Here is a 20,105-nt window from a genome sequence, read left to right on the forward strand (position 1 = left end):
TTGTGCGCCTGGTCCTTTGTATGCCCCATGCCAGAGCTATCGCCCCGAATATTTCATCTGCCTGCGTAGTTGGCCCGCTACCTGCTATATCCCAGCCATTGAATTTGATCGAGTGGTCAGGCCAATCACGCGTTCGCGCAGTGGCCAGATCCCTCCAGAGAGCCGAAAGGCCATGAATCTCGGGGGCTGTAGGATGTCGCTCGCCGTACAGGTAGATAAATCTGAAAGGGATGCAGGGTGGAGCGCCCACCTACAATTGCGCTTCATCGAGCGCGATGGCGTGACCCGCCTTGGTGCGCGTCGTCATTTCGGACCTCTTTTGGTGCAGCGCCCGTTCTACCCGGAAGGCGCACCCTGCCACGTTTATGTGCTGCACCCACCCGGCGGCATCGTCGCCGGTGACCGGCTGGAGCTGGACATTCACCTGGAGCCCGGCAGCCATGCGCTGCTGACCATGCCCGGTGCCAGCAAGTTCTACCGCAGCATCGGCCCGACCGCGTACCTGGCCCAGCGCTTTCACCTGCAAGCCGGCAGCACGCTGGAGTGGCTGCCCCAGGACAGCATCTTCTTCTGCGGCGCGCGCGCCAGCCTGGACAGCTGCTTCACCTTGGAGGCCGGGGCCCGGCTACTGGCCTGGGAAACCTTGTGCCTGGGCCGCCCGGTGATGAACGAGCGCTTCGACCAGGGCACCCTGGACAGCCGCCTGCGCATCGAGCTGCCCGACGCCCCCGGCCTGCACGAGCGCCTGCGCATCAGCGGCGGCCAACTGGCCAAGCTGGGCGGGCACCCGTTGTCCGCCACCTTCTGTGCATCACCTGCGGACCCGACCGTACTGGAGCAGGTCAGGGCCGTGATCGATGAACTCGACACGCCCGCCGGCGCGACTTTGCTCGGCTCGCTGCTGGTGATTCGCCTGCTCGACCACGACAACCAACACCTGCAACGCACCCTGCAGCGCCTCTGGCACGTCCTGCGTCCGGCCGTTCTCGGCCTGCCCGCGTGCCCGCCGCGTATCTGGGCCACTTGAGAGAGCGCCATGGAGCTGACCCCGAGAGAGAAAGACAAACTGCTGCTGTTTACCGCTGCCCTGTTGGCGGAACGGCGCCTGGCCCGTGGCCTGAAGCTCAACTACCCGGAGGCGGTGGCACTGATCAGCGCCGCGGTGCTCGAAGGCGCCCGCGACGGCCGCACGGTGGCCGAGCTGATGAGCCTGGGCCGCGAAGTGATCGGCCGCGAGCAGGTCATGGCCGGCGTTGCCGAGATGCTCCACGACGTGCAGGTCGAGGCCACATTTCCCGACGGCACCAAGCTGGTGACCGTGCATGACCCCATCGTCTGACCTGGCCAGGAGCCCAGCATGATCCCAGGTGAAATTCAGGTCGCCGACGGCGACATCGAGCTCAACGCCGGCCGTGCAACGGTCAGTGTCAGCGTGGCCAACCATGGCGACCGGCCGGTGCAGGTCGGCTCGCATTATCACTTCTATGAGGTCAACGATGCGCTGGTGTTCGAGCGCGCGCCGACCCTTGGTTTTCGCCTCGATATTCCGGCCGGTACCGCCGTGCGCTTCGAGCCGGGCCAGTCGCGCACCGTGCAACTGGTGGCCTATGCCGGCAAACGCGAGGTCTACGGCTTCCAGGGCAAGGTGATGGGTGCGTTGGAGGGCAGGGCATGAGCCGGATTTCCCGCAGGGCCTACGCCGACATGTTCGGCCCCACGGTCGGCGACCGCGTGCGCCTGGCCGACACCGCGCTGTGGGTGGAAGTCGAGAAGGACTTCACCGTCTATGGCGAAGAGGTCAAGTTCGGCGGCGGCAAAGTCATCCGCGACGGCATGGGCCAAGGCCAGATGCTGGCCGCCCAGGCCATGGACCTGGTGCTGACCAACGCCTTGATCATCGACCACTGGGGCATCGTCAAGGCCGATATCGGCGTCAAATACGGGCGCATTGCGGCCATCGGCAAGGCCGGCAACCCCGACGTGCAGCCGGGCGTGACCGTGCCAGTGGGCCCAGGCACCGAAGTGATCGCCGCCGAAGGCAAGATCGTGACCGCCGGCGGTATCGATTCGCACATCCACTTCATCTGCCCACAACAGGTTGAAGAAGCACTGACCAGTGGCGTGACCACCTTCATCGGCGGTGGCACCGGGCCGGCCACCGGCACCAACGCCACCACCTGCACCCCGGGGCCGTGGTACCTGGCGCGCATGCTGCAGGCCGCCGATTGCCTGCCGATCAACATCGGCCTGCTGGGCAAGGGCAATGCCTCGCGGCCCGAAGCCTTGCGCGAACAGATCGCCGCCGGCGCGGTGGGCTTGAAGCTGCATGAGGACTGGGGGTCGACGCCGGCCGCCATCGACTGCTGCCTGGGTGTTGCCGAGGAGATGGACATCCAGGTGGCGATCCACACCGACACCCTCAACGAGTCCGGTTGCATCGAAGACACCCTGGCCGCCATCGGCGACCGCACCATCCATACCTTCCACACCGAAGGTGCCGGTGGTGGTCACGCGCCGGACATCATCCGCGCGGCGGGGCAGGCCAACGTGCTGCCGTCCTCGACCAACCCGACCCTGCCGTACACGATCAACACTGTCGACGAGCACCTCGACATGCTCATGGTTTGCCACCACCTGGACCCGAGCATCGCCGAGGACGTGGCCTTCGCCGAATCACGCATCCGCCGCGAAACCATCGCCGCCGAGGACATCCTGCACGACATGGGCGCCTTCGCCATGACCTCGTCCGACTCCCAGGCCATGGGCCGCGTCGGCGAGGTGGTGCTGCGTACCTGGCAGGTGGCGCACCAGATGAAACTGCGCCGGGGGCCGCTGGCACCGGACACCGGTTACAGCGACAACTTCCGGGTCAAGCGCTACATCGCCAAGTACACCCTGAACCCGGCGCTGACCCACGGCATTGCCCATGAAGTCGGTTCGATCGAAGTGGGCAAGCTGGCCGACCTGGTGCTGTGGGCACCGGCCTTCTTCGCGGTAAAGCCCGCCCTGGTGATCAAGGGCGGGATGATCGCCACCGCGCCCATGGGCGACATCAATGGTTCGATCCCGACCCCACAGCCGGTGCACTACCGGCCCATGTTCGGCGCGCTCGGAGCGGCCCGCCATGCCACGCGCATGACGTTCCTGTCCCAGGCCGCCATGGACCGTGGCCTGGCCCGTGAGCTGGGACTGCAGAGCCTGATCGGCGTGGCCCACGGTTGCCGACGCGTACGCAAGGCCGACATGGTCCACAACACCTTGCAGCCACTGATCGAAGTCGATTCGCAGACCTACCAGGTGCGCGCCGATGGCGAGCTGCTGGTGTGCGAGCCGGCCCGCGAATTGCCCTTGGCCCAGCGTTATTTCCTGTTCTGAAGGAGCGAAGATGATTGTTCTGACCCGCCGCCTCGGCGCCGCCGACACGGTCACCGGTACCCTGACCCTGGACGTCGACAGCCGTATAAAGAGCCGGCTGCGCGTAACCCTGGATGACGGCCGCGAGGCCGGCCTGATGCTCGAACGCGGCCACTTGCTGCGCGGCGGCGAGCTGCTTGCAGATGCTGCCGGCAGCCAGGTGGTGCGCGTGCTCGCCGCCCCCGAACGGGTGTCCACGGTACGCTGCGACGACCCGCATCTGTTGGCCCGTGCGGCCTACCACCTGGGTAACCGCCATGTGCCGCTGCAGATCGAGCCTGGCTTGCTGCGCTACCAGCACGACCATGTGCTCGACGACATGCTGCGCGGCCTGGGCCTGGCGGTGAACACCGAGCAGGCACCGTTCGAGCCAGAAGCCGGTGCCTACCAGAGCGCGCCACACAGCCACAGCCACGGCCACGATCATCCGTTCGTGCGCCTGCCAGCCCATTCCTGATCTGCCCAATGGAGCACCCCATGAAAAAGACTTTCGCCCTTGTCCTGCTGCTGGTCGCACTGCCGGCCTTCGCCCATCCCGGCCACGACAGCAACCCGCTGCAGGATGGCCTGCTGCACCCGCTGACCGGTCTCGACCACCTGCTGATGCTGCTGGGTACTGGCGTGCTGGCCGCGCTGACCCGGCGCAACTTGAGCCTGCCACTGGCGACCCTGGCGGCGATGTTCGCCGGGGCCGTGTGCGGCCACCTGTTTGGGGATGTAGTGGGTATGGAAACGTTGATCGCCGTGTCCGTGCTGGTCGCCGCCGCCGCCGTGCTGTTGCCCAGCCGCCAGCTGCTATTGGCCTTGGCGATGCCGGTATTTGCCCTGTTCCATGGCTGGGCCCACGGCGTTGAAGCCACCCCCAGCGCGTTCTGGCAGTTCAGCGCCGGCTTCGTCACGGTCAGTGGCCTGCTGTTGGTGGTGGGCTTTGCCGTCGGCTGCCTGCTGCGCCGTCACAGCGGCCTGCAGAAGGCGTTCGGCGGCGGCATGCTGGCCGGTGCCGCGCTGGTGTTGGCCGGTTGATGAACAGTGACCTGGCACTGCTGCGCCTGCTGCAGTTGGCCAGCCCCGGGTTGCCGGTGGGTGGTTTCACCTATTCGCAGGGCCTGGAGTGGGCCGTGGAAGCGGGCTGGGTGCGTGACGCCGCCGGTTTCAGCGCCTGGCAGCATGAACAGCTGCACGACACTCTGGCCTGTCTCGACTGGCCGGTCCTGGTGCGCCTGTACCACGCCTGCCAGGCCGATGACGCCGAAGCGTTCGGCCACTGGAGCCGCTTTCTGCTGGCCAACCGCGAAACCGCCGAGCTGCGCCTTGAAGAGCAGCAACGCGGCTCGGCGTTCGCTCGGCTGCTCGATGGCTGGCAGTTGGGCCAGGCCCCAGCCTGGCGTGCCAGTCTCGAACTCAGCCAGCTGGGCGGTATGGCCTGGCTGGCCGTGCACTGGTCGATCCCGCTGCGCCAGCTCGCCCTCGGCCATGCCTTCGCCTGGCTGGAAGGGGCGGTCATGGCCGGGGTCAAGCTGGTGCCGTTCGGCCAGCAGTCCGCGCAGACCCTGTTGCGTGACCTGGCGGCAGCCTTGCCGGCGTTACTCGACCAATCCCTGGCCCTTGAAGATGACCAGCTTGGCGGCGGTTTGCCGTTGCTGGCGATTGCCTCATCGCGTCACGAAACCCAATACACCCGTTTGTTCCGATCCTGAGGACTGCCTACATGCAAAGCTATCAGCAACCCCTGCGCGTCGGTGTCGGCGGCCCGGTCGGTTCTGGCAAGACCGCGCTGCTCGAATGCCTGTGCAAGGCCATGCGCGACCATTACCAGATCGCCGTGGTCACCAATGACATCTACACCAAGGAAGACCAGCGCATCCTGACCGAGGCCGGGGCGCTTGAACCCGAGCGTATCGTTGGCGTCGAGACCGGTGGCTGCCCGCACACCGCGATCCGCGAGGATGCCTCGATGAACCTGGCTGCCGTGGAAGGGCTGGCGCGCAAGTTCGGCAACCTGGAAGTGATCTTCGTGGAAAGCGGCGGCGACAACCTGAGTGCCACCTTCAGCCCGGAGCTGGCCGACCTGACCATTTATGTCATCGACGTGGCCGAGGGCGAGAAGATCCCGCGCAAGGGCGGCCCTGGTATCACCAAGTCCGATTTCCTGGTGATCAACAAGACCGACCTTGCACCGTATGTGGGTGCGTCGCTGGAGGTGATGGAGCGCGACACCCAGCGCATGCGCCCACAGCGCCCGTGGACCTTCAGCAACCTGAAGAAAGGCGAAGGCCTGCAGGCGGTGATCGACTTCATCGTCGAGCGCGGCATGCTAGGCGTGAGGGGCTGAGCCCTTCACTCATGACAGCAGTGCGGCTTCCCGGCTTGCCCCTCGTAGCGATCGTGGTGCCGCACCCAGTCCATGGTCCCGTCCTCGTTGCGCCCCAGGGGGGCGATGTCGAGGAAGTTGTAGGTATTGACCAGGATGTCCAGCCCGCGGGCATAGGTGGAGTAGGTGTGATACACCGCGCCATCCTGCCCGCGGTAGAAGGCGCTCAACCCCGGTAGCTCGGCTTCGTTGCCGGTATAGGGTTCGTAGTTGTATTGCCGCTCGCCTTCAGTGCCGACACTGACCCCGAAGTCTTCATTGAAGCCGCTGCCTTGCGACGAATACCACGGGAAACGCCAGCCCATGCGCTGGCGAAACGCCTGGAACTCGGCATAGGGGGCGCGCGACACGGCGACCAGCGACACATCGTGATGGGCCAGGTGCAGGTTGGCGCCGTCGAAGTGGTCGGCGAGGAACGAACAGCCGGGGCAGCCTTCGCTCCAGCCTTCGACGAACATGAAGTGGTAGAGCAGCAACTGGCTGCGCCCGGCGAACAGGTCGGCGAGGCTCAGTTCGCCGTCCGGGCCCTGGAAGCGATAGGGTTGTTCGACCTTGACCCAGGGCAGGGCACGGCGGGCCGCGGCCAGTTCATCGCGCTGGTGGGTGAGGGCTTTTTCGTGCAGCCAGAGTTGGTGGCGGGCGGCCAGCCATTGGCTGCGTGACACGACCGGGTGACCCTTTTCTGAATGGCTCATGGCGGTGACTCCGCGCTTGGGGATTCATGAGTGGTCGAGTGGGTAAGGGGCGTTTCGACAGGGAAAAAAGCAGGGCGACGAATGGTGGGTTTGCCACAAACCCAAGGCCAGCGAAGAACCTGTGGGAGCCGGCTTGCCGGCGATAGGGCCCGAGCAGGCCGGCGTTTGCCTGTCAGGGCCTCATCGCCGGCAAGCCGGCTCCCACAGGGATCGCGCGCAGATACCCTCTACAGGGATTCGATCAGCGCCCACAGTCGCGGATCATCGAAATCACCCACCACCAACTGTGCCCCGGCAGCCAGCAACCGCTCGGCCGTCTGTGTAGTCGCAATCCCCACGGTAAAGATCCCCGCAGCACTGGCCGCCTTCACCCCCGGCAAGGAATCCTCGAACGCCAGCGCCTGCCCGGCGACCGCCTGCAGTCGCTCCAGCCCGGTCAAGTAGGGCAAGGGATCAGGCTTGGCCCGTGCCAGCTCCTCGGCCACCAGCACATGTGCAAAGCGCTCGCCCAAGCCCATGGCCGCCAGCATGTGCTCGGCGTTGAGCCGGGGCGCATTGGTCACCACGCACATGCCAATCCCGCGCCCTTGGGCATGCTCGAGCAAGCGCAACAGGCCCGGCATGGGGTCGAGTGCCGGCGCCAGCGCACGAAACAGCGCTTCTTTGCGCTCGGCCAATGCCTGGCATTCAAGGGGGGAGGCCTGCGGAAACAGCTCGGCGAACAACTCGCCATTGGCCCGGCCACTGACCTTGGCATCGAACTGTGCCTGGGTCAGCTCACGCCCGTCGTACTCGCGCAGCAACTGGCGAAACGCCTGCAAATGCAGGGTGTCGGTGTCGGTCAAGGTTCCGTCGAGGTCGAACAGCAGGGCAGTCAGCATCAGGTATCCAGTCAGTTAAAAACACAAGCACGGGGATGATAGCGAAAGCCGACGACGAAGGGGGCTGTTCAGTGTGCGTCGAAAAGAGTACAAATGTACTCCATGGACAATCTCACCCCAAAACGCCGGGCAATCCTCGCGTTCATCCGCGAGCGCATTGCCGACCACGGCCAGCCACCGAGCCTGGCCGACATTGCCAGCCGCTTCGGCTTCGCTTCGCGCAGCGTGGCGCGCAAGCACATCACGGCCCTGTGCCAGGCTGGCTACATCGACGTCACCCCGAACCAGGCGCGCGGTATCCGCCTGGCCGAGCCTCTGCGTCGCCCGGAAATCCTCGAAGTGCCTGTGCTCGGCCAGGTCGCGGCAGGCGCCCCTATCGGGCCGGACCTGGGCATCCACGAACAGTTGCTGCTCGACCCGAGCCTGTTCCGTCGCACCCCGGACTATTTGCTCAAGGTGCGCGGCGACTCGATGGTCGATGACGGCATCTTCGACGGCGACCTGGTAGGCATTCGCCAGCAGGGCGACGCCCGAGACGGCCAGATCGTGGTCGCCCGCCTGGACGGCGAAGTCACCATCAAGCGCCTGCAGCGCCAACCCGGTGGCTATCGGTTATTGCCGCGCAACCCGGCCTACGCGCCGATCGATGTCGGGCCTGAGCGCGAATTCTTCATCGAAGGCGTGTTCTGTGGCCTGTTGAGGCGCGACTGATGGGCGCGGTGGTCGATCTCGATCGGCTGCTGGATCAGCGCCAGGTCTGGCGCGGGCGGCAGACCCAGGTCCGCCCGAGCGGCCTGCAGCCCACTGGCCATGCCGAGCTCGACGGGCGCCTGCCCGAGGGCGGTTGGCCGGCCGCAGCGCTCAGCGAGTTGCTGTTGGCCAGCCCTGGCTGCGGAGAGCTGCAATTGCTCTGGCCCTCGTTGTCACGGTTGACGGGCGAGGGCGGGCGGGTGGTACTGGTGGCACCGCCATTCATTCCCTACGCGCCAGCCTGGCAAGCGGCGGGTGTCGACTTGCGCTGGCTGGTTCAGGTCGATGCCGAGCCGCAGGACGCACTCTGGGCCGCCGAGCAGTGCCTGCGTTCTGGCAGTTGTGCCGCCGTGTTGTGCTGGCCCCAGCGGGCCGACGACCGTGCCCTGCGGCGCCTGCAGGTGGCCGCCGAAACGGGCCAGGCACTGGCCATTGCCTGCCGCCCTCAATCGGCGGCGCACAACCCTTCACCGGCTGCGCTGCGCATTGCCATCGACACCCTTCCGGCCCAGTGGCGCGTGCTCAAGTGCCGCGGTGGCCTGCCGCCGACTGCGCCAATCGGGCGGGGCTGATGCACCATGCTCTGGGCCTGCATTCTCTTGCCGCAATTGGCGCTGGACTCGATCCTGCGCGAACGTGACGACGCCGATTCGCCCCTGGTCTTGATCGGCGGGCCCAGCCAGCGTCGCGTGCTGCAGGCGGTCAACCCGGCTGCAGCGGCACTGGGCTTGCGTGCCGGGCAGAGCCTGACTGCCGCCCGAGCCATGGCAGACGGCTTCCACTGTGTCGAGGCCGATGCCGCGCGTATCGAGCAGCTGCAGCAGTTGCTGGCCGCCTGGGCCTACCGCTTCAGTGCCCAGGTCAGCCTGCATTACCCGCGGGCACTGTTGCTGGAGGTGGGCTCCAGCTTGCAGCTGTTCGGCCCCTGGCCGTTGTTCGAGGCGCGGCTGCGCGAGGAGCTGTCAGCGCTGGGGCTGCGCCAGCGTATCGTGCTGGCGACCAACCCGGTGGCGGCGCGCATGCTTGCCAACGGCCATGACGGCCTGGCGTTGACCTGTCCCGAAGAGACCCGTGCCGCGCTGGCACGCATGCCCATCGCGCGCGTGGGGCTGCCCCCGGAGGCGGCCGAAGCGTTTGCCCGAATGGGCCTGCACCAGCTGGGTCAGGTGCTGGCCTTGCCGCGTGACGCTTTGGCCAAACGCTTTACGGCACAGGTGCAGTTGCACCTGGACCAATTGCTCGGCCTGCGCACGCTGGGGCTGGGTTTCTATCAGCCCCCCGACCGCTTCGAGACGCGGCTGGAACTCAATTTCGACGTCGAGTCGCACCAGGCCCTGTTGTTCCCGCTGAGACGCATGCTCAACGACCTGGCCGCCTTTCTCGCCGGGCGCGATTGCGGTGTGCAGCGATTCTGCCTGTACCTGGAGCACGCCGAGGGGCCCGACACGCAGCTGCAGGTTGGCCTGCTGGCCGCCGAGCGCGATGCGGCGATGCTGTTCGAGCTGGCGCGCGGTCGCCTGGAGCCGCTGCGCATTCCGGCCCCGGTGCGCAACCTGCGCCTGGTGGCCACGGACCTGCCGCCGTTCGTGCCCCAGCATCAGGCGCTGTTCGACCCACGCGCGCAACAGGCGCAACCCTGGGAGCAATTGCGCGAACGCCTGCGCGCCCGCTTGGGCGATGAGGCGGTCAAGGGCCTGCGCGCCGAAGCCGACCACCGCCCTGAATGCGCCTGGCAAGGGGCCGAGCAAGGGGCGCTGGGCAGCCTGGCAGTCCCGCCCGGCAGCCGCCCTGGCTGGTTGTTGCCGCAACCCCAGGCACTGGACGCCCATGGCCACACCGTACTGAGCCAGGCCGAGCGAATCGAGTCGGGCTGGTGGGATGGAGGCGATGTGCGCCGTGACTATTACCGCATCGAAACCCGCGAAGGGCTGCGCGGCTGGGCGTATCGCGACCTGGCGCAACCCGGCCCGCTGTGGCTGCAAGGCTGGTTCGCATGAGTACAGCGGACTACGCCGAACTGCATTGCCTGTCCAATTTCAGCTTCCAGCGCGGTGCCTCCAGTGCCGAAGAGTTGTTCCGTCGCGCCCGTGAACAGGGTTACCAGGCCCTGGCCATCACCGACGAGTGCACCCTGGCCGGCATCGTCCGCGCCTGGCAGGCTGCCAAGGCGCAGCAGGTACGCTTGATCGTCGGTAGCGAAGTACGCCTGCAGGATGGCCCGAAACTGGTGCTGCTGGTGGAAGACCTCACCGGCTATCAAAACCTGTGTGCCTTGATCACCCGTGCCAGGCGGCGGGCGGAGAAGGGCGACTACCAGTTGTTCCGTGATGATTTGCACCAGCACCATGCCGGGCTGCTGGCGCTATGGATCGCCGATGACCCGAACGATCGGGCATCGGGCGAGTGGCTGCAGGCGTTGTTCGCCGAACGTTTGTGGTTGGGCGTGCACCTGCATCGGCGCAGCGATGATGAAACCCGACTGGCCCGCTTGCGCGACCTGGCGGTGCAAATGGGCATCCGTGCCGTGGCTTGTGGTGATGTGCACATGCATGTGCGCGGTCGGCGCGCCCTGCAAGATTGCATGACGGCCATCCGCCAGCACTGCAGCGTGGCCGAGGCCGGGCGTCACCTGTACGCCAATGGCGAGCGCCACCTGCGTACCCTGGCGCAAGTGGCCGAGCTGTACCCGGCCGATCTGATCGCCGAAACCCTGTGCATCGCCGAGCGTTGTCGCTTCGACCTGGGCGAGTTGCAGTACCAGTACCCGCGCGAGCTGGTACCGCAGGGCCACACGCCCGCCAGCTGGTTGCGCGAACTGTGCGAGCGTGGCTTGCCCCTGCGCTGGCCGTCAGGGCCTGGCGAGAAGGTTCGCGCAGTGCTGGCCAAGGAACTCACGCTGATCGAGGAACTGGGCTACGAAAGCTATTTCCTCACAGTTCACGACATCGTCGCCTTTGCCCGCAGCCAGCATATTCTCTGCCAAGGGCGTGGTTCGGCAGCCAACTCGGTGGTGTGTTTCGTGCTGGGCATCACGGAGCTGGACCCCATGGAGCACCGCCTGCTGTTCGAACGCTTCCTGTCCCGCGAACGTAATGAACCTCCCGACATCGACGTGGATTTCGAACACGACCGGCGCGAAGAAGTGATCCAGTATGTGTTCCGCCGCTATGGTCGGCACCGTGCCGCGCTCACGGCGGTGGTCAATACCTATCACGCGGCCGGTGCCGTGCGTGATGTCGCCCGGGCGTTGGGCCTGCCCGCCGACCAGGTGGATGCCCTGGCCAGGTGTTGCGGCCGCTGGAGCGACCGCATACCTGATGAGCAGCGCCTGGCCGAGGCGGGTTTCGAGCCTGCTAGCCCGTCCTTGCAGCGTATCCTGCTATTGGCCGAGCAGTTGATCGGCTTCCCGCGTCACCTGTCCCAGCATCCCGGCGGCTTTGTCATTTCCGAGCAGCCACTGGATCACCTGGTGCCGGTGGAAAACGCGGCCATGGCAGAGCGCACGGTGATCCAGTGGGACAAGGACGATCTGGACATGGTCGGCCTGCTCAAGGTCGATGTGCTCGCGCTGGGCATGCTCAGTGCCTTGCGCCGCTGTTTCGACCTGCTGCAACACCACCGGGGTAGGCAGTTGACCCTGGCGACCATCCCCGCTGAAGACCCGGCCACCTATGCCATGATCAGCCGCGCCGAAACCATGGGTGTGTTCCAGATCGAATCGCGGGCGCAGATGGCCATGCTGCCGCGGCTCAAGCCCAACACTTTCTACGACCTGGTGATCGAGGTGGCCATCGTGCGCCCTGGGCCGATTCAAGGGGACATGGTGCATCCCTACTTGCGCAGGCGCTTGAAGCAGGAGCCGGTCACCTACCCATCGCTCAAGCTCAAGGAAGTGTTCGAGCGCACCCTGGGTGTGCCGTTGTTCCAGGAACAGGTCATGGAGCTGGCCATGGTCGCCGCCGACTACAGCCCCGGCGAGGCCGACCAACTGCGCCGCAGCATGGCGGCCTGGAAGCGCCACGGTGGCCTGGAGCCGCACCGCGAGCGGCTGATCCAGGGCATGCTGCGCAACGGCTATGACTTGGCGTTCGCCGAACGCATCTTCGAGCAGATCAAAGGCTTTGGCAGCTACGGTTTCCCCGAGTCGCACGCGGCCAGTTTCGCCCTGCTGTGTTATGCCAGCAGCTGGCTCAAGTGCCACGAACCGGCGATCTTCACCTGTGCCCTGGTCAATAGTTGGCCGATGGGGTTCTACAGCCCCGACCAACTGCTGCAGGAAGCCCGGCGGCAGGGGATCGAGGTACGACCGGTGGATGTGTTCCACAGTGAGTGGGACTGCACCCTGGAACCTGTCGGCCAGGGTGCCCTGGCCATTCGAATGGGGTTACGGCAGATCCGCGGATTCGCCGAGGCCGATGCCCGGCGGTTGGAGCAGGCGAGGGCGCAGCGGCCCTGGCGTGATGTCGAGGACCTGTGCCTGCGTGCCGGCCTCGACAGCCGTGCCCGTGCGCGGCTGGCCGATGCGGGTGCGTTGTGTGCCTTGGCCCGCGACCGTCATCAGGCCCGCTGGCAGGTGGCTGCCGTGCAACCGCAGTTACCGTTGTTCGCCGACCTTGAGGCGGCACCTGAGGTTGCGGTGGCCTTGCCGGCGCCCACCGTGGGTGAGGACCTGGTGGCCGATTACGACACGCTGGGCACGACCCTGGGCCCTCATCCGCTGCGTTTGCTGCGCCCGCGACTGCGCGCCTTGGGTTGTCGGAGTTCGGGCGAGCTGGCAGGCGTCGAGCATGGCGATGCGATTGCCGTGGCCGGCCTGGTGGTGGGGCGGCAGCGCCCGCAGACGGCCAGTGGTGTGACCTTCGTGACGCTGGAGGACGAGTTCGGGATGGTCAATGTGGTGGTCTGGCGTGAGCTGGCCGAGCGGCAGCGGCGGGCGCTGGTGGGGTCGCAACTGCTCAAGGTGAGTGGGCGGCTGGAGCAGGAGAATGGGGTGCGTCACCTGATTGCGCGGCGGCTCGAAGATATCAGCGTGTTGCTACAGGGGTTGGATGTGCGCAGCCGGGATTTTCATTGATTGCACTGGCCTCATCGCCGGCAAGCCGGCTCCCACAAGGAACGTTACAGGCCTGTAGGAGCTGGCTTGTCGTGGCGACGAACCGCAGCGATTGGGCTGCAAAGCAGCCCCCTGCAATGCCAATCAGACCATCGCCAGATGCTGCTTGCGCGTCGGCCCCGGAAACGCCCGGTCAATGGCGCGCAAGTCCTCACTGGTCAAGGTCAACGCCCCAGCCGCCGCGTTCAACCGCACATGTTCAGGCACCACGGCCTTGGGAATGGCAATCACCCCCTCATCACGCGTCACCCAGGCCAGGCTGACCTGCGCGGGCGTCGCCCCATGGCGCTCGGCGATCTCGCTCAGCAGCGGATGCTGCAACAGACGCCCGGCCTGGGCCAAAGGACAGTAGGCCATGGTCGGCAACTTGCGTTGCCGGCTCCAGGGCAGCAGGTCGAACTCGATGCCACGCTGCACCGGGTTGTACAGCACCTGGTTGGTGGCGCAGTCAGGATTGTGCAGCTCGCGCAGGTCATCGACATCGAAGTTGGAAACACCCCAGCGTCGAATCTTGCCTTGTTCACGCAAACGCTCGAACGCCTCGACGGTTTCCTCCAGCGGGTATTGGCCACGCCAATGCAGCAGATACAGGTCGATCACGTCCGTACCCAGCCGCTGCAGGCTGCGCTCACAGGCCGCCGGTACGCCGCGCCGGCTGGCATTGTGCGGGTATACCTTGCTGACCAGAAACACCTGGTCGCGGCGCCCGGCAATGGCTTGGCCGACCACCGCCTCGGCACCCCCTTCGGCATACATCTCGGCGGTGTCGATCAGGCCCATGCCCAGGTCGATGCCTTGCTGCAGGGCGGCCACTTCGGCGGCCCGCTGGGCCGGGTCTTCGCCCATGTACCAGGTGCCTTGGCCAATGGCCGGCACGCTGCAACCTGCCAGTTTCACGTAACGCATGTCACCTCCGGAGCTTGGGTATGGGAAAGCAGCACTTCGAGCAGCGCCTGCGCTGCGGTGGAAAGCTTGTGGTCGCTCAGGGCCATCACACTGATACGCCGTTCGATCGCGGGTTCGACCAGCGTGACGCAACGCGCACCAAGTTCCTGCATCTGGTTGATGCACAACGCCGGCACGGCGCTGACGCCCAGGCCGCTGGCGACCATGCGGCCGATGGTGGACAGCTGGTGGCTTTCGAACGCCACCGCCAGTTTGCCGTGCAAGGCGGCGACATTCTGCTCAAGCAGCAGGCGCACCGCCGAAGGGCGTTGCAGGGCGATGAAGTCCTCGGCCAGCAACTGTGCCCACGTGACCTCGCGCTGGGCGGCAAGCGGCGAATCGGCGGGCACGACCGCGACGAAACGGTCCAGGTACAGGGGATGAAAGTTCAAACCATCGCTGTTGTCGGGTTCGAAGCCGATGCCCAGTTCGACGCGGCGGTGACGCACCAGTTCCAGCACCTGTTCGTTGATCACGTCGTGCACCGTGACGTTGACCTTGGGGTAGCGTTGGCGAAATACCTTGAGGCTGTGCGGCAACAGGTTGCCGGCAAAGGCTGGAATGGCCGCGACCGATACCCGGCCCAGCTGCAGGGTGAAGCGCTGGCGCAGCATTTCCTCGGTGTCGTCCCAGTCGGCCAGCAGGCGACGGGCCAGGGGTAGCAGCACTTCGCCCTCGGCGGTAAGGCTGACACTGCGGGTGGTGCGGGCGAGCAGGGCGCCGCCAAGGTTGTCTTCCAACGCCTTGATGGTCAGGCTCAGGGCCGGCTGGGAAACGTGCAGGTGTTCGCCCGCCTGGGCAAAGCTCTGGTACTTGGCCACGGCAACGAAGGCGCGTAGTTGCTTGACGTTCATGGCAGGCTCACGGTTTGTTTTGAAAATATTATCAATCGATGATGAAAACAAAATTAACAAATCAGTCGCCAGCGGTGAAGATGCATGCACTCGCTCACCGACAGCCTCGTCGGTTCAACAACTACAAAAGGCGGATCAGCATGGCCGGATTGGACAAGCGCGTAGCTACTTATGAACAGGCCCTTGAAGGCCTGACCGACAACATGACGGTACTGGCCGGCGGCTTCGGCCTGTGCGGCATCCCGGAAAACCTCATCAACGAAATCTGCCGTCGTGGCGTCAAGGGCCTGACCGTGGTCTCCAACAACTGCGGCGTCGATGGCTTCGGCCTTGGCGTACTGCTGAAAGACCGGCAGATCCGCAAGATGATTGCATCTTACGTAGGGGAAAACGCCGAGTTCGAGCGCCAACTGCTCAGCGGCGAGTTGGAAGTCGAACTGACCCCGCAAGGCACCCTGGCTGAGAAAATGCGCGCTGGTGGCGCCGGCATCCCCGCATTCTTCACCGCCACCGGCTACGGCACCCCGGTTGCCGACGGCAAGGAAGTGCGCGAGTTCAACGGGCGCAAATACATCCTCGAAGAATCCATCACCGGCGACTTCGCCATCGTCAAGGGCTGGAAGGCCGACCACTACGGCAACGTGGTGTACCGCAACACTGCGCAGAACTTCAACCCGCTGGCAGCCACCGCCGGCAAGATCACCGTGGTCGAAGTGGAAGAGATCGTCGAGCCCGGCGTGCTGCTGCCCAGCGAAATCCACACCCCGGGCATCTATGTCGACCGGGTCATCGTCGGCAGCTTCGAAAAACGCATCGAAAAGCGCACCGTCAAGGCCTGAGCGCCGTCCACCAGAACAACAAAGAGATCCTGACCATGGCACTGACCCGCGAACAGATGGCGCAACGCGTCGCCCGTGAACTGAAGGACGGCTACTACGTCAACCTCGGCATCGGCATTCCGACCCTGGTGGCCAACTATGTACCTGCCGATATGGATGTGATGCTGCAGTCCGAAAACGGCCTGCTCGGCATGGGCGAATTCCCCACCGAAAGCACCATCGATGCCGACATGATCAACGCCGGCAAGCAGACCGTCACCGCCCGCCGCGGCGCCTCGATCTTCGACTCGGCGCAATCGTTCGCCATGATCCGTGGCGGCCACGTCGACCTCACCGTACTGGGTGCCTTCGAGGTGGATGTGCAGGGCAACATCGCCTCGTGGATGATCCCTGGCAAGCTGATCAAGGGCATGGGCGGCGCCATGGACCTGGTGGCCGGTGCCGACAACATCATCGTTACCATGACCCACGCCTCCAAGGACGGCGAGTCCAAGCTGCTGTCGCAATGCAGCCTGCCGCTGACTGGCGCCGGCTGCATCCGCAAGGTGCTGACCGACCTGGCCTACCTGGAGATCGAGGACGGCGCCTTCATCCTGCGCGAGACTGCGCCGGGCGTGAGCGTCGAGGAAATCATCGAGAAAACCGCTGGCAAACTGATCGTCCCGGACGATGTGAAGGAAATGACCTTCTGATTTCACCCGCTGTGCAATGACCCTGTTGGAGCGGGTTTACCCGCGAATGCGAAGGCCACGATACCCAAGCATTTGCAGGTAGACCTGTTCCCGCAGGTTTTTTGCGTTGTTTCTGCAATTCGATAAGACCAATAAAAGGATGTAACCGTGGAAGTAACCATGGCCGCTGAACTGCAAGACAGCCGCTCCGCCCGCTTTGCCCTGCGCTGCTCCAGCTGGGCCGAACGCTGGTTCCCCGATTCCTGGGTATTCGCAGCCCTGGCGGTGATGCTGGTAAGCCTGGGTGCCCTGGCCATGGGCGCCAAGCCCACCGACACCGCAAAGGCCTTTGGCGATGGCTTCTGGAGCCTGATCCCGTTCACCATGCAGATGGCCTTCGTGGTCATCGGTGGCTACGTGGTGGCCAGCTCGCCGCCCGCTGCACGGCTGATCGACCGCCTCGCGCGGCTGCCGAGCAATGGCCGCTCCGCCGTGTGCTGGGTAGCGCTGATCTCGATGCTGACTTCACTGCTCAACTGGGGCCTGGCCCTGGTGTTCGCAGGCCTGTTGGCGCGTGCGCTGGCGCGCCGCACCGAGCTGAAGATGGATTACCGCGCCGCCGGCGCCGCCGCCTACCTGGGCCTTGGCGCCGTCTGGGCGCTGGGCCTGTCGTCTTCGGCGGCGCAGCTGCAGGCCAACCCGGCCAGCCTGCCGCCATCGATTCTGTCGATCACCGGGGTGATTCCGTTCACCGACACCATTTTCCTGTGGCAGTCGGGGGTGATGCTGGCGGCGCTGATCGTGGTCTCGCTGGTGATTGCCTATGCCACCGCTCCCGGGGAGAACAGCGCGCGCAGCGCCCAGGACTGTGGCGTCGACCCCAGCTTCACGGCCCCGCCGACGCCCCAGCGTAGCCGTCCCGGCGAGTGGCTGGAATACAGCCCGATCCTGATTCTGATGCTGGTGGCCCTGGCGGGCGGTTGGTTGTACCAGGAGTTCGCCACCAAGCCTGCAATCACCGCGATTTCCGGACTCAACACCTACAACCTGCTGTTCATCATGCTCGGTGCCTTGCTGCACTGGCGCCCGCGCAGTTTCCTCGATGCTGTCGCCCGCGCCGTGCCGACCACCACCGGGGTGCTGATCCAGTTCCCGCTGTATGGCTCGATCGCGGCGATCATGACCCAGGTGAAGGGCGTGGACGAGCAGACCCTGGCCCACCACATTTCGCTGTTCTTCACCCAGATCGCGACCCATGACACCTATGCACTGTTGATGGGCGTGTATTCGGCGGTGCTGGGCTTCTTCATCCCCTCGGGCGGTGGCAAATGGATCATCGAAGCCCCCTACGTGATGATGGTCGCCAACGACCTGCAGTACCACCTGGGCTGGGCCGTGCAGATCTACAACGCCGCCGAGGCGCTGCCGAACCTGATCAACCCGTTCTACATGCTGCCGCTGCTGGGTGTGTTGGGGCTGAAGGCGCGCGACCTGATCGGCTTCTCGTTCGTGCAGCTGCTGGTGCATATCCCACTGGTGCTGGTGCTGCTGTGGGCGCTGGGCACCACCTTGGAGTATGTGCCGCCGGTGATGCCTTGAAGTGATGGGGTGCTGAGGACCTGCAGAGAACTTGCAGAGAACTTGCAGAGAACTTGCAGAGAACCTGTGGGAGCCGGCTTGCCGGCGATAGGGCCCGAGCCGGTTTGTGCCTGCCTTGGCCTCATCGCCGGCAAGCCGGCTCCCACAGGGATCGCGTTAGAGCGGGGTGAGGTGCTAGTTGCTCAGGTCTGTGAGCAATGCCGCCAAGTTCGCCCGCCCTTGCTCGTCCAGCCCGAACACCGGCCGACGGGGTTCACCCACCGGCAGCCCGGTCAGGGCCAATCCGGCTTTGATGGTTGCCGGCAAGCCACCCTTGAGAATGAAGTCGAGCAACGGCAGCTGGCGGTGGAACAGCGCGCTGGCTTGCTTCAGGTCACCTGCCAGCACGGCCTGATAGAGCTGCTGGTTCAGCGCCGGGATCAGGTTCGGCGCCGCCGTGCACCAGCCTTTGGCCCCGGCCACGAACGCTTCCAGCGCCAATGGATTGCAGCCGTTGTAGAACGGCACCTGGCCTTCACCGAGCAGCTGCAGCTTGTGCATGCGCTGAATGTCGCCGCTGCTCTCCTTGACCATGGTCACGTTGGCGACCTCACGCACGATCCGCAGGATCAGCTCCACCGGCATGTCGGTACCGCTGGTGGCGGGATTGTTGTAGAGCATGATCGGGATATCGATGGCATGGCCGATGGCCCGGTAGTGCTGAAGGATTTCCGCTTCGCCGAGCTTCCAGTACGCCGCCGGTAGTACCATCACCGCATCGGCGCCGTGGTCCTGGGCGAAGCGCGCACGGCGCACGGCACCGGCGGTGGTCAGGTCGGACACGCTGACGAGGGTGGGGACGCGCCTGGCGACCTGGGCAAGGCTGTATTCGGCCACTTGCTGCCATTCGTTGTCGCTCAGGTAGGCGCCTTCGCCGGTGCTGCCCAAGGGCGCGATGGCTTGCACGCCACCGTCGAGCAGGCGCTCGATGGACTGGCCGAGGGCCGGCAGGTCGAGGCACTCGCCGTCGGCGCTGAACGGAGTAATGGTGTAGCCGATGATGCCGTTGAATTCTGTGGTCATGGTTGTGGGCTCCGCAAGCAAGGCATTCTGGGTCAGTTCAGGCAGTCGGCGTGGGCACGCAGGCTCTGCCGGGCAAAGTAGTTGAACGCAGCGCCATGGCGCTTGGGCCGGTCGATCCAGTCGTGCGCTTCGCGCCCCAGCGCCGGGGCGATGGGCTTCACGGTACCGGCGGCCATGGCCAGTAACTGAAGACGTGCGGCGCGCTCGATCAACTGGGCGTAGACGCAGGCCTGTTCGATGCTAGTGCCGGTAGAGAGCTGGCCGTGGTGCGAGAGCAGGATGGCGCGCTTGTCGCCGAGGGCGGCACTGATCAGCTCACCTTCTTCGTTGCCCACCGGCACCCCCGGCCAGGCTTCGAGGAACGCGCAATCGTCGTATAGCGGGCACAGGTCCATGTGCGAGACCACCAGCGGCACTTCGAGCATGGACAGGGCCGCGACGTGGGTCGGGTGGGTGTGGATGATGCAGTTAACATCCGGGCGCGCGCGGTACACCCAGCTGTGGAAGCGGTTGGCCGGGTTGGGCATGCCCTGGCCTTCGAGGACCTCCAGGTCCTCATTGACCAGCAGCAGGTTGCTGGCACTGATCTCGTCGAAACCCAGGCCCAGTTGCTGGGTGTAGAAGGTGCCTGGCTGTGGCCCACGGGCGCTGATCTGCCCGGCCAGGCCAGAGTCGTGGCCATGGTCGAAGAGAATTCGGCAGGTCAGGGCCAGCTTTTCCCGTACAGTCCACGTATTATCGGCAAGCGAGCCTTGCATCTGCGTCAGGGCTTTTTGCACCAGCTGGTCTTTGCTGTGTGTCAGGGTCTTGGCCATGGGGGTGTCCTCTGTGGCGTGATGGTCGATGTCAGTGCTTGCCCGCCTCGATGCTTTGGTCGGTAGAGAGGCGGTCAACTACATGACACAAATTAT

General features: G+C 65.4%; 21 protein-coding genes. 15 read left to right on the plus strand and 6 right to left on the minus strand.

Annotated features, from left to right (window positions below; translation table 11 throughout):
- Positions 1-193 precede the first annotated feature (193 nt).
- Genes ACIPZB_RS09495 through ureG form a run of 8 tightly spaced genes read left to right on the plus strand, consistent with a single transcriptional unit; the run spans position 194 to position 5,746 of the window.
- Positions 194-1,027 (plus strand): urease accessory protein UreD, encoded by an 834-nt coding sequence (locus tag ACIPZB_RS09495; protein WP_400639986.1) that lies wholly within the window; start codon positions 194-196, stop codon positions 1,025-1,027.
- A 9-nt stretch (positions 1,028-1,036) separates the two neighbouring features.
- Positions 1,037-1,339, plus strand: a complete 303-nt coding sequence (locus tag ACIPZB_RS09500; RefSeq protein ID WP_008093745.1) for an urease subunit gamma — start codon at positions 1,037-1,039, stop codon at positions 1,337-1,339.
- A gap of 18 nt (positions 1,340-1,357) precedes the next feature.
- Complete coding sequence (locus ACIPZB_RS09505) at positions 1,358-1,675, plus strand: urease subunit beta (RefSeq protein WP_400639987.1); 318 nt, start codon at positions 1,358-1,360, stop codon at positions 1,673-1,675.
- Positions 1,672-3,375, plus strand: coding sequence for an urease subunit alpha (ureC, locus tag ACIPZB_RS09510; protein WP_400639988.1), 1,704 nt, complete (start codon positions 1,672-1,674; stop codon positions 3,373-3,375). The genes ACIPZB_RS09505 and ureC overlap by 4 nt, the downstream gene beginning before the upstream one ends.
- Before the next feature lie 10 nt (positions 3,376-3,385).
- Positions 3,386-3,871 (plus strand): urease accessory protein UreE, encoded by a 486-nt coding sequence (ureE, locus tag ACIPZB_RS09515; protein WP_400639989.1) that lies wholly within the window; start codon positions 3,386-3,388, stop codon positions 3,869-3,871.
- 20 nt (positions 3,872-3,891) lie between these two features.
- Positions 3,892-4,437 (plus strand): HupE/UreJ family protein, encoded by a 546-nt coding sequence (locus ACIPZB_RS09520; protein WP_008093749.1) that lies wholly within the window; start codon positions 3,892-3,894, stop codon positions 4,435-4,437.
- Positions 4,437-5,111, plus strand: a complete 675-nt coding sequence (locus tag ACIPZB_RS09525) for an urease accessory protein UreF (protein ID WP_400639990.1) — start codon at positions 4,437-4,439, stop codon at positions 5,109-5,111. The genes ACIPZB_RS09520 and ACIPZB_RS09525 overlap by 1 nt, the downstream gene beginning before the upstream one ends.
- A gap of 11 nt (positions 5,112-5,122) precedes the next feature.
- Positions 5,123-5,746 (plus strand): urease accessory protein UreG, encoded by a 624-nt coding sequence (gene ureG / locus ACIPZB_RS09530; RefSeq protein WP_008093751.1) that lies wholly within the window; start codon positions 5,123-5,125, stop codon positions 5,744-5,746.
- Between the two features lie 5 nt (positions 5,747-5,751).
- On the opposite strand, the gene ACIPZB_RS09535 is transcribed toward ureG, so the two are convergent.
- Entirely contained in the window at positions 5,752-6,480 is a 729-nt protein-coding gene (locus ACIPZB_RS09535; RefSeq protein ID WP_400639991.1) for a DUF899 domain-containing protein, read from the minus strand.
- Positions 6,481-6,707: 227 nt separating this feature from the next.
- Positions 6,708-7,361: an HAD family hydrolase gene (locus ACIPZB_RS09540; protein WP_400639992.1), complete on the minus strand. Its 654-nt coding sequence runs from the start codon at positions 7,359-7,361 to the stop codon at positions 6,708-6,710.
- A gap of 93 nt (positions 7,362-7,454) precedes the next feature.
- Between ACIPZB_RS09540 and lexA the strand changes: the two genes are divergently transcribed.
- Genes lexA through ACIPZB_RS09560 form a run of 4 tightly spaced genes read left to right on the plus strand, consistent with a single transcriptional unit; the run spans position 7,455 to position 13,185 of the window.
- Positions 7,455-8,072 (plus strand): transcriptional repressor LexA, encoded by a 618-nt coding sequence (gene lexA, locus ACIPZB_RS09545; RefSeq protein ID WP_008093754.1) that lies wholly within the window; start codon positions 7,455-7,457, stop codon positions 8,070-8,072.
- Positions 8,072-8,683 (plus strand): translesion DNA synthesis-associated protein ImuA, encoded by a 612-nt coding sequence (gene imuA, locus ACIPZB_RS09550; protein WP_400639993.1) that lies wholly within the window; start codon positions 8,072-8,074, stop codon positions 8,681-8,683. The genes lexA and imuA overlap by 1 nt, the downstream gene beginning before the upstream one ends.
- A gap of 6 nt (positions 8,684-8,689) precedes the next feature.
- Positions 8,690-10,108 carry a Y-family DNA polymerase gene (locus ACIPZB_RS09555; RefSeq protein WP_400639994.1) on the plus strand — a complete coding sequence of 473 codons (1,419 nt, stop codon included), beginning with the start codon at positions 8,690-8,692 and terminating at the stop codon, positions 10,106-10,108.
- A complete protein-coding gene (locus tag ACIPZB_RS09560) occupies positions 10,105-13,185 on the plus strand; it encodes an error-prone DNA polymerase (protein ID WP_400639995.1) in 3,081 nt (1,026 codons plus the stop codon). The genes ACIPZB_RS09555 and ACIPZB_RS09560 overlap by 4 nt, the downstream gene beginning before the upstream one ends.
- Before the next feature lie 123 nt (positions 13,186-13,308).
- Here the strand turns inward: ACIPZB_RS09560 and ACIPZB_RS09565 are convergent, their stop codons facing one another.
- Both ACIPZB_RS09565 and ACIPZB_RS09570 read right to left on the minus strand, forming a co-directional pair.
- A complete protein-coding gene (locus tag ACIPZB_RS09565) occupies positions 13,309-14,130 on the minus strand; it encodes an aldo/keto reductase (RefSeq protein WP_400639996.1) in 822 nt (273 codons plus the stop codon).
- Positions 14,118-15,023, minus strand: a complete 906-nt coding sequence (locus ACIPZB_RS09570; RefSeq protein WP_400639997.1) for a LysR family transcriptional regulator — start codon at positions 15,021-15,023, stop codon at positions 14,118-14,120. Before ACIPZB_RS09570 ends, ACIPZB_RS09565 begins: the two co-directional genes overlap by 13 nt.
- A gap of 140 nt (positions 15,024-15,163) precedes the next feature.
- Here ACIPZB_RS09570 and ACIPZB_RS09575 point away from each other — a divergent pair, with 140 nt between their 5' ends.
- The 3 genes from ACIPZB_RS09575 to ACIPZB_RS09585 all read left to right on the plus strand — a co-directional run bounded on the left by ACIPZB_RS09575 (position 15,164) and on the right by ACIPZB_RS09585 (position 18,132).
- Positions 15,164-15,862, plus strand: a complete 699-nt coding sequence (locus ACIPZB_RS09575; protein WP_008093761.1) for a CoA transferase subunit A — start codon at positions 15,164-15,166, stop codon at positions 15,860-15,862.
- Positions 15,863-15,897: 35 nt separating this feature from the next.
- On the plus strand, positions 15,898-16,554 hold the full coding sequence (locus tag ACIPZB_RS09580) for a CoA transferase subunit B (RefSeq protein WP_400639998.1): 657 nt from the start codon (positions 15,898-15,900) through the stop codon (positions 16,552-16,554).
- A gap of 159 nt (positions 16,555-16,713) precedes the next feature.
- Positions 16,714-18,132 (plus strand): short-chain fatty acid transporter, encoded by a 1,419-nt coding sequence (locus ACIPZB_RS09585; RefSeq protein WP_400640136.1) that lies wholly within the window; start codon positions 16,714-16,716, stop codon positions 18,130-18,132.
- A gap of 174 nt (positions 18,133-18,306) precedes the next feature.
- On the opposite strand, the gene ACIPZB_RS09590 is transcribed toward ACIPZB_RS09585, so the two are convergent.
- Positions 18,307-19,194, minus strand: coding sequence for a dihydrodipicolinate synthase family protein (locus ACIPZB_RS09590; protein WP_400639999.1), 888 nt, complete (start codon positions 19,192-19,194; stop codon positions 18,307-18,309).
- Between the two features lie 32 nt (positions 19,195-19,226).
- On the minus strand, positions 19,227-20,009 hold the full coding sequence (locus tag ACIPZB_RS09595; protein ID WP_400640000.1) for an aldolase: 783 nt from the start codon (positions 20,007-20,009) through the stop codon (positions 19,227-19,229).
- Between the last annotated feature and the right edge of the window lie 96 nt (positions 20,010-20,105).

This window comes from Pseudomonas sp. NPDC089396, assembly GCF_044749545.1.
Classification (GTDB): domain Bacteria; phylum Pseudomonadota; class Gammaproteobacteria; order Pseudomonadales; family Pseudomonadaceae; genus Aquipseudomonas.

Bases quoted from the DNA above. Each gene is read 5' to 3' on its own strand.
- ACIPZB_RS09495 (WP_400639986.1), top strand. From the start codon at position 194: ATGTCGCTCGCCGTACAGGTAGATAAATCTGAAAGGGATGCAGGGTGG.
- ACIPZB_RS09500 (WP_008093745.1), top strand. From the start codon at position 1,037: ATGGAGCTGACCCCGAGAGAGAAAGACAAACTGCTGCTGTTTACCGCT.
- ACIPZB_RS09505 (WP_400639987.1), top strand. From the start codon at position 1,358: ATGATCCCAGGTGAAATTCAGGTCGCCGACGGCGACATCGAGCTCAAC.
- ureC (WP_400639988.1), top strand. From the start codon at position 1,672: ATGAGCCGGATTTCCCGCAGGGCCTACGCCGACATGTTCGGCCCCACG.
- ureE (WP_400639989.1), top strand. From the start codon at position 3,386: ATGATTGTTCTGACCCGCCGCCTCGGCGCCGCCGACACGGTCACCGGT.
- ACIPZB_RS09520 (WP_008093749.1), top strand. From the start codon at position 3,892: ATGAAAAAGACTTTCGCCCTTGTCCTGCTGCTGGTCGCACTGCCGGCC.
- ACIPZB_RS09525 (WP_400639990.1), top strand. From the start codon at position 4,437: ATGAACAGTGACCTGGCACTGCTGCGCCTGCTGCAGTTGGCCAGCCCC.
- ureG (WP_008093751.1), top strand. From the start codon at position 5,123: ATGCAAAGCTATCAGCAACCCCTGCGCGTCGGTGTCGGCGGCCCGGTC.
- ACIPZB_RS09535 (WP_400639991.1), bottom strand. From the start codon at position 6,480: ATGAGCCATTCAGAAAAGGGTCACCCGGTCGTGTCACGCAGCCAATGG.
- ACIPZB_RS09540 (WP_400639992.1), bottom strand. From the start codon at position 7,361: ATGCTGACTGCCCTGCTGTTCGACCTCGACGGAACCTTGACCGACACC.
- lexA (WP_008093754.1), top strand. From the start codon at position 7,455: ATGTACTCCATGGACAATCTCACCCCAAAACGCCGGGCAATCCTCGCG.
- imuA (WP_400639993.1), top strand. From the start codon at position 8,072: ATGGGCGCGGTGGTCGATCTCGATCGGCTGCTGGATCAGCGCCAGGTC.
- ACIPZB_RS09555 (WP_400639994.1), top strand. From the start codon at position 8,690: ATGCTCTGGGCCTGCATTCTCTTGCCGCAATTGGCGCTGGACTCGATC.
- ACIPZB_RS09560 (WP_400639995.1), top strand. From the start codon at position 10,105: ATGAGTACAGCGGACTACGCCGAACTGCATTGCCTGTCCAATTTCAGC.
- ACIPZB_RS09565 (WP_400639996.1), bottom strand. From the start codon at position 14,130: ATGCGTTACGTGAAACTGGCAGGTTGCAGCGTGCCGGCCATTGGCCAA.
- ACIPZB_RS09570 (WP_400639997.1), bottom strand. From the start codon at position 15,023: ATGAACGTCAAGCAACTACGCGCCTTCGTTGCCGTGGCCAAGTACCAG.
- ACIPZB_RS09575 (WP_008093761.1), top strand. From the start codon at position 15,164: ATGGCCGGATTGGACAAGCGCGTAGCTACTTATGAACAGGCCCTTGAA.
- ACIPZB_RS09580 (WP_400639998.1), top strand. From the start codon at position 15,898: ATGGCACTGACCCGCGAACAGATGGCGCAACGCGTCGCCCGTGAACTG.
- ACIPZB_RS09585 (WP_400640136.1), top strand. From the start codon at position 16,714: ATGGCCGCTGAACTGCAAGACAGCCGCTCCGCCCGCTTTGCCCTGCGC.
- ACIPZB_RS09590 (WP_400639999.1), bottom strand. From the start codon at position 19,194: ATGACCACAGAATTCAACGGCATCATCGGCTACACCATTACTCCGTTC.
- ACIPZB_RS09595 (WP_400640000.1), bottom strand. From the start codon at position 20,009: ATGGCCAAGACCCTGACACACAGCAAAGACCAGCTGGTGCAAAAAGCC.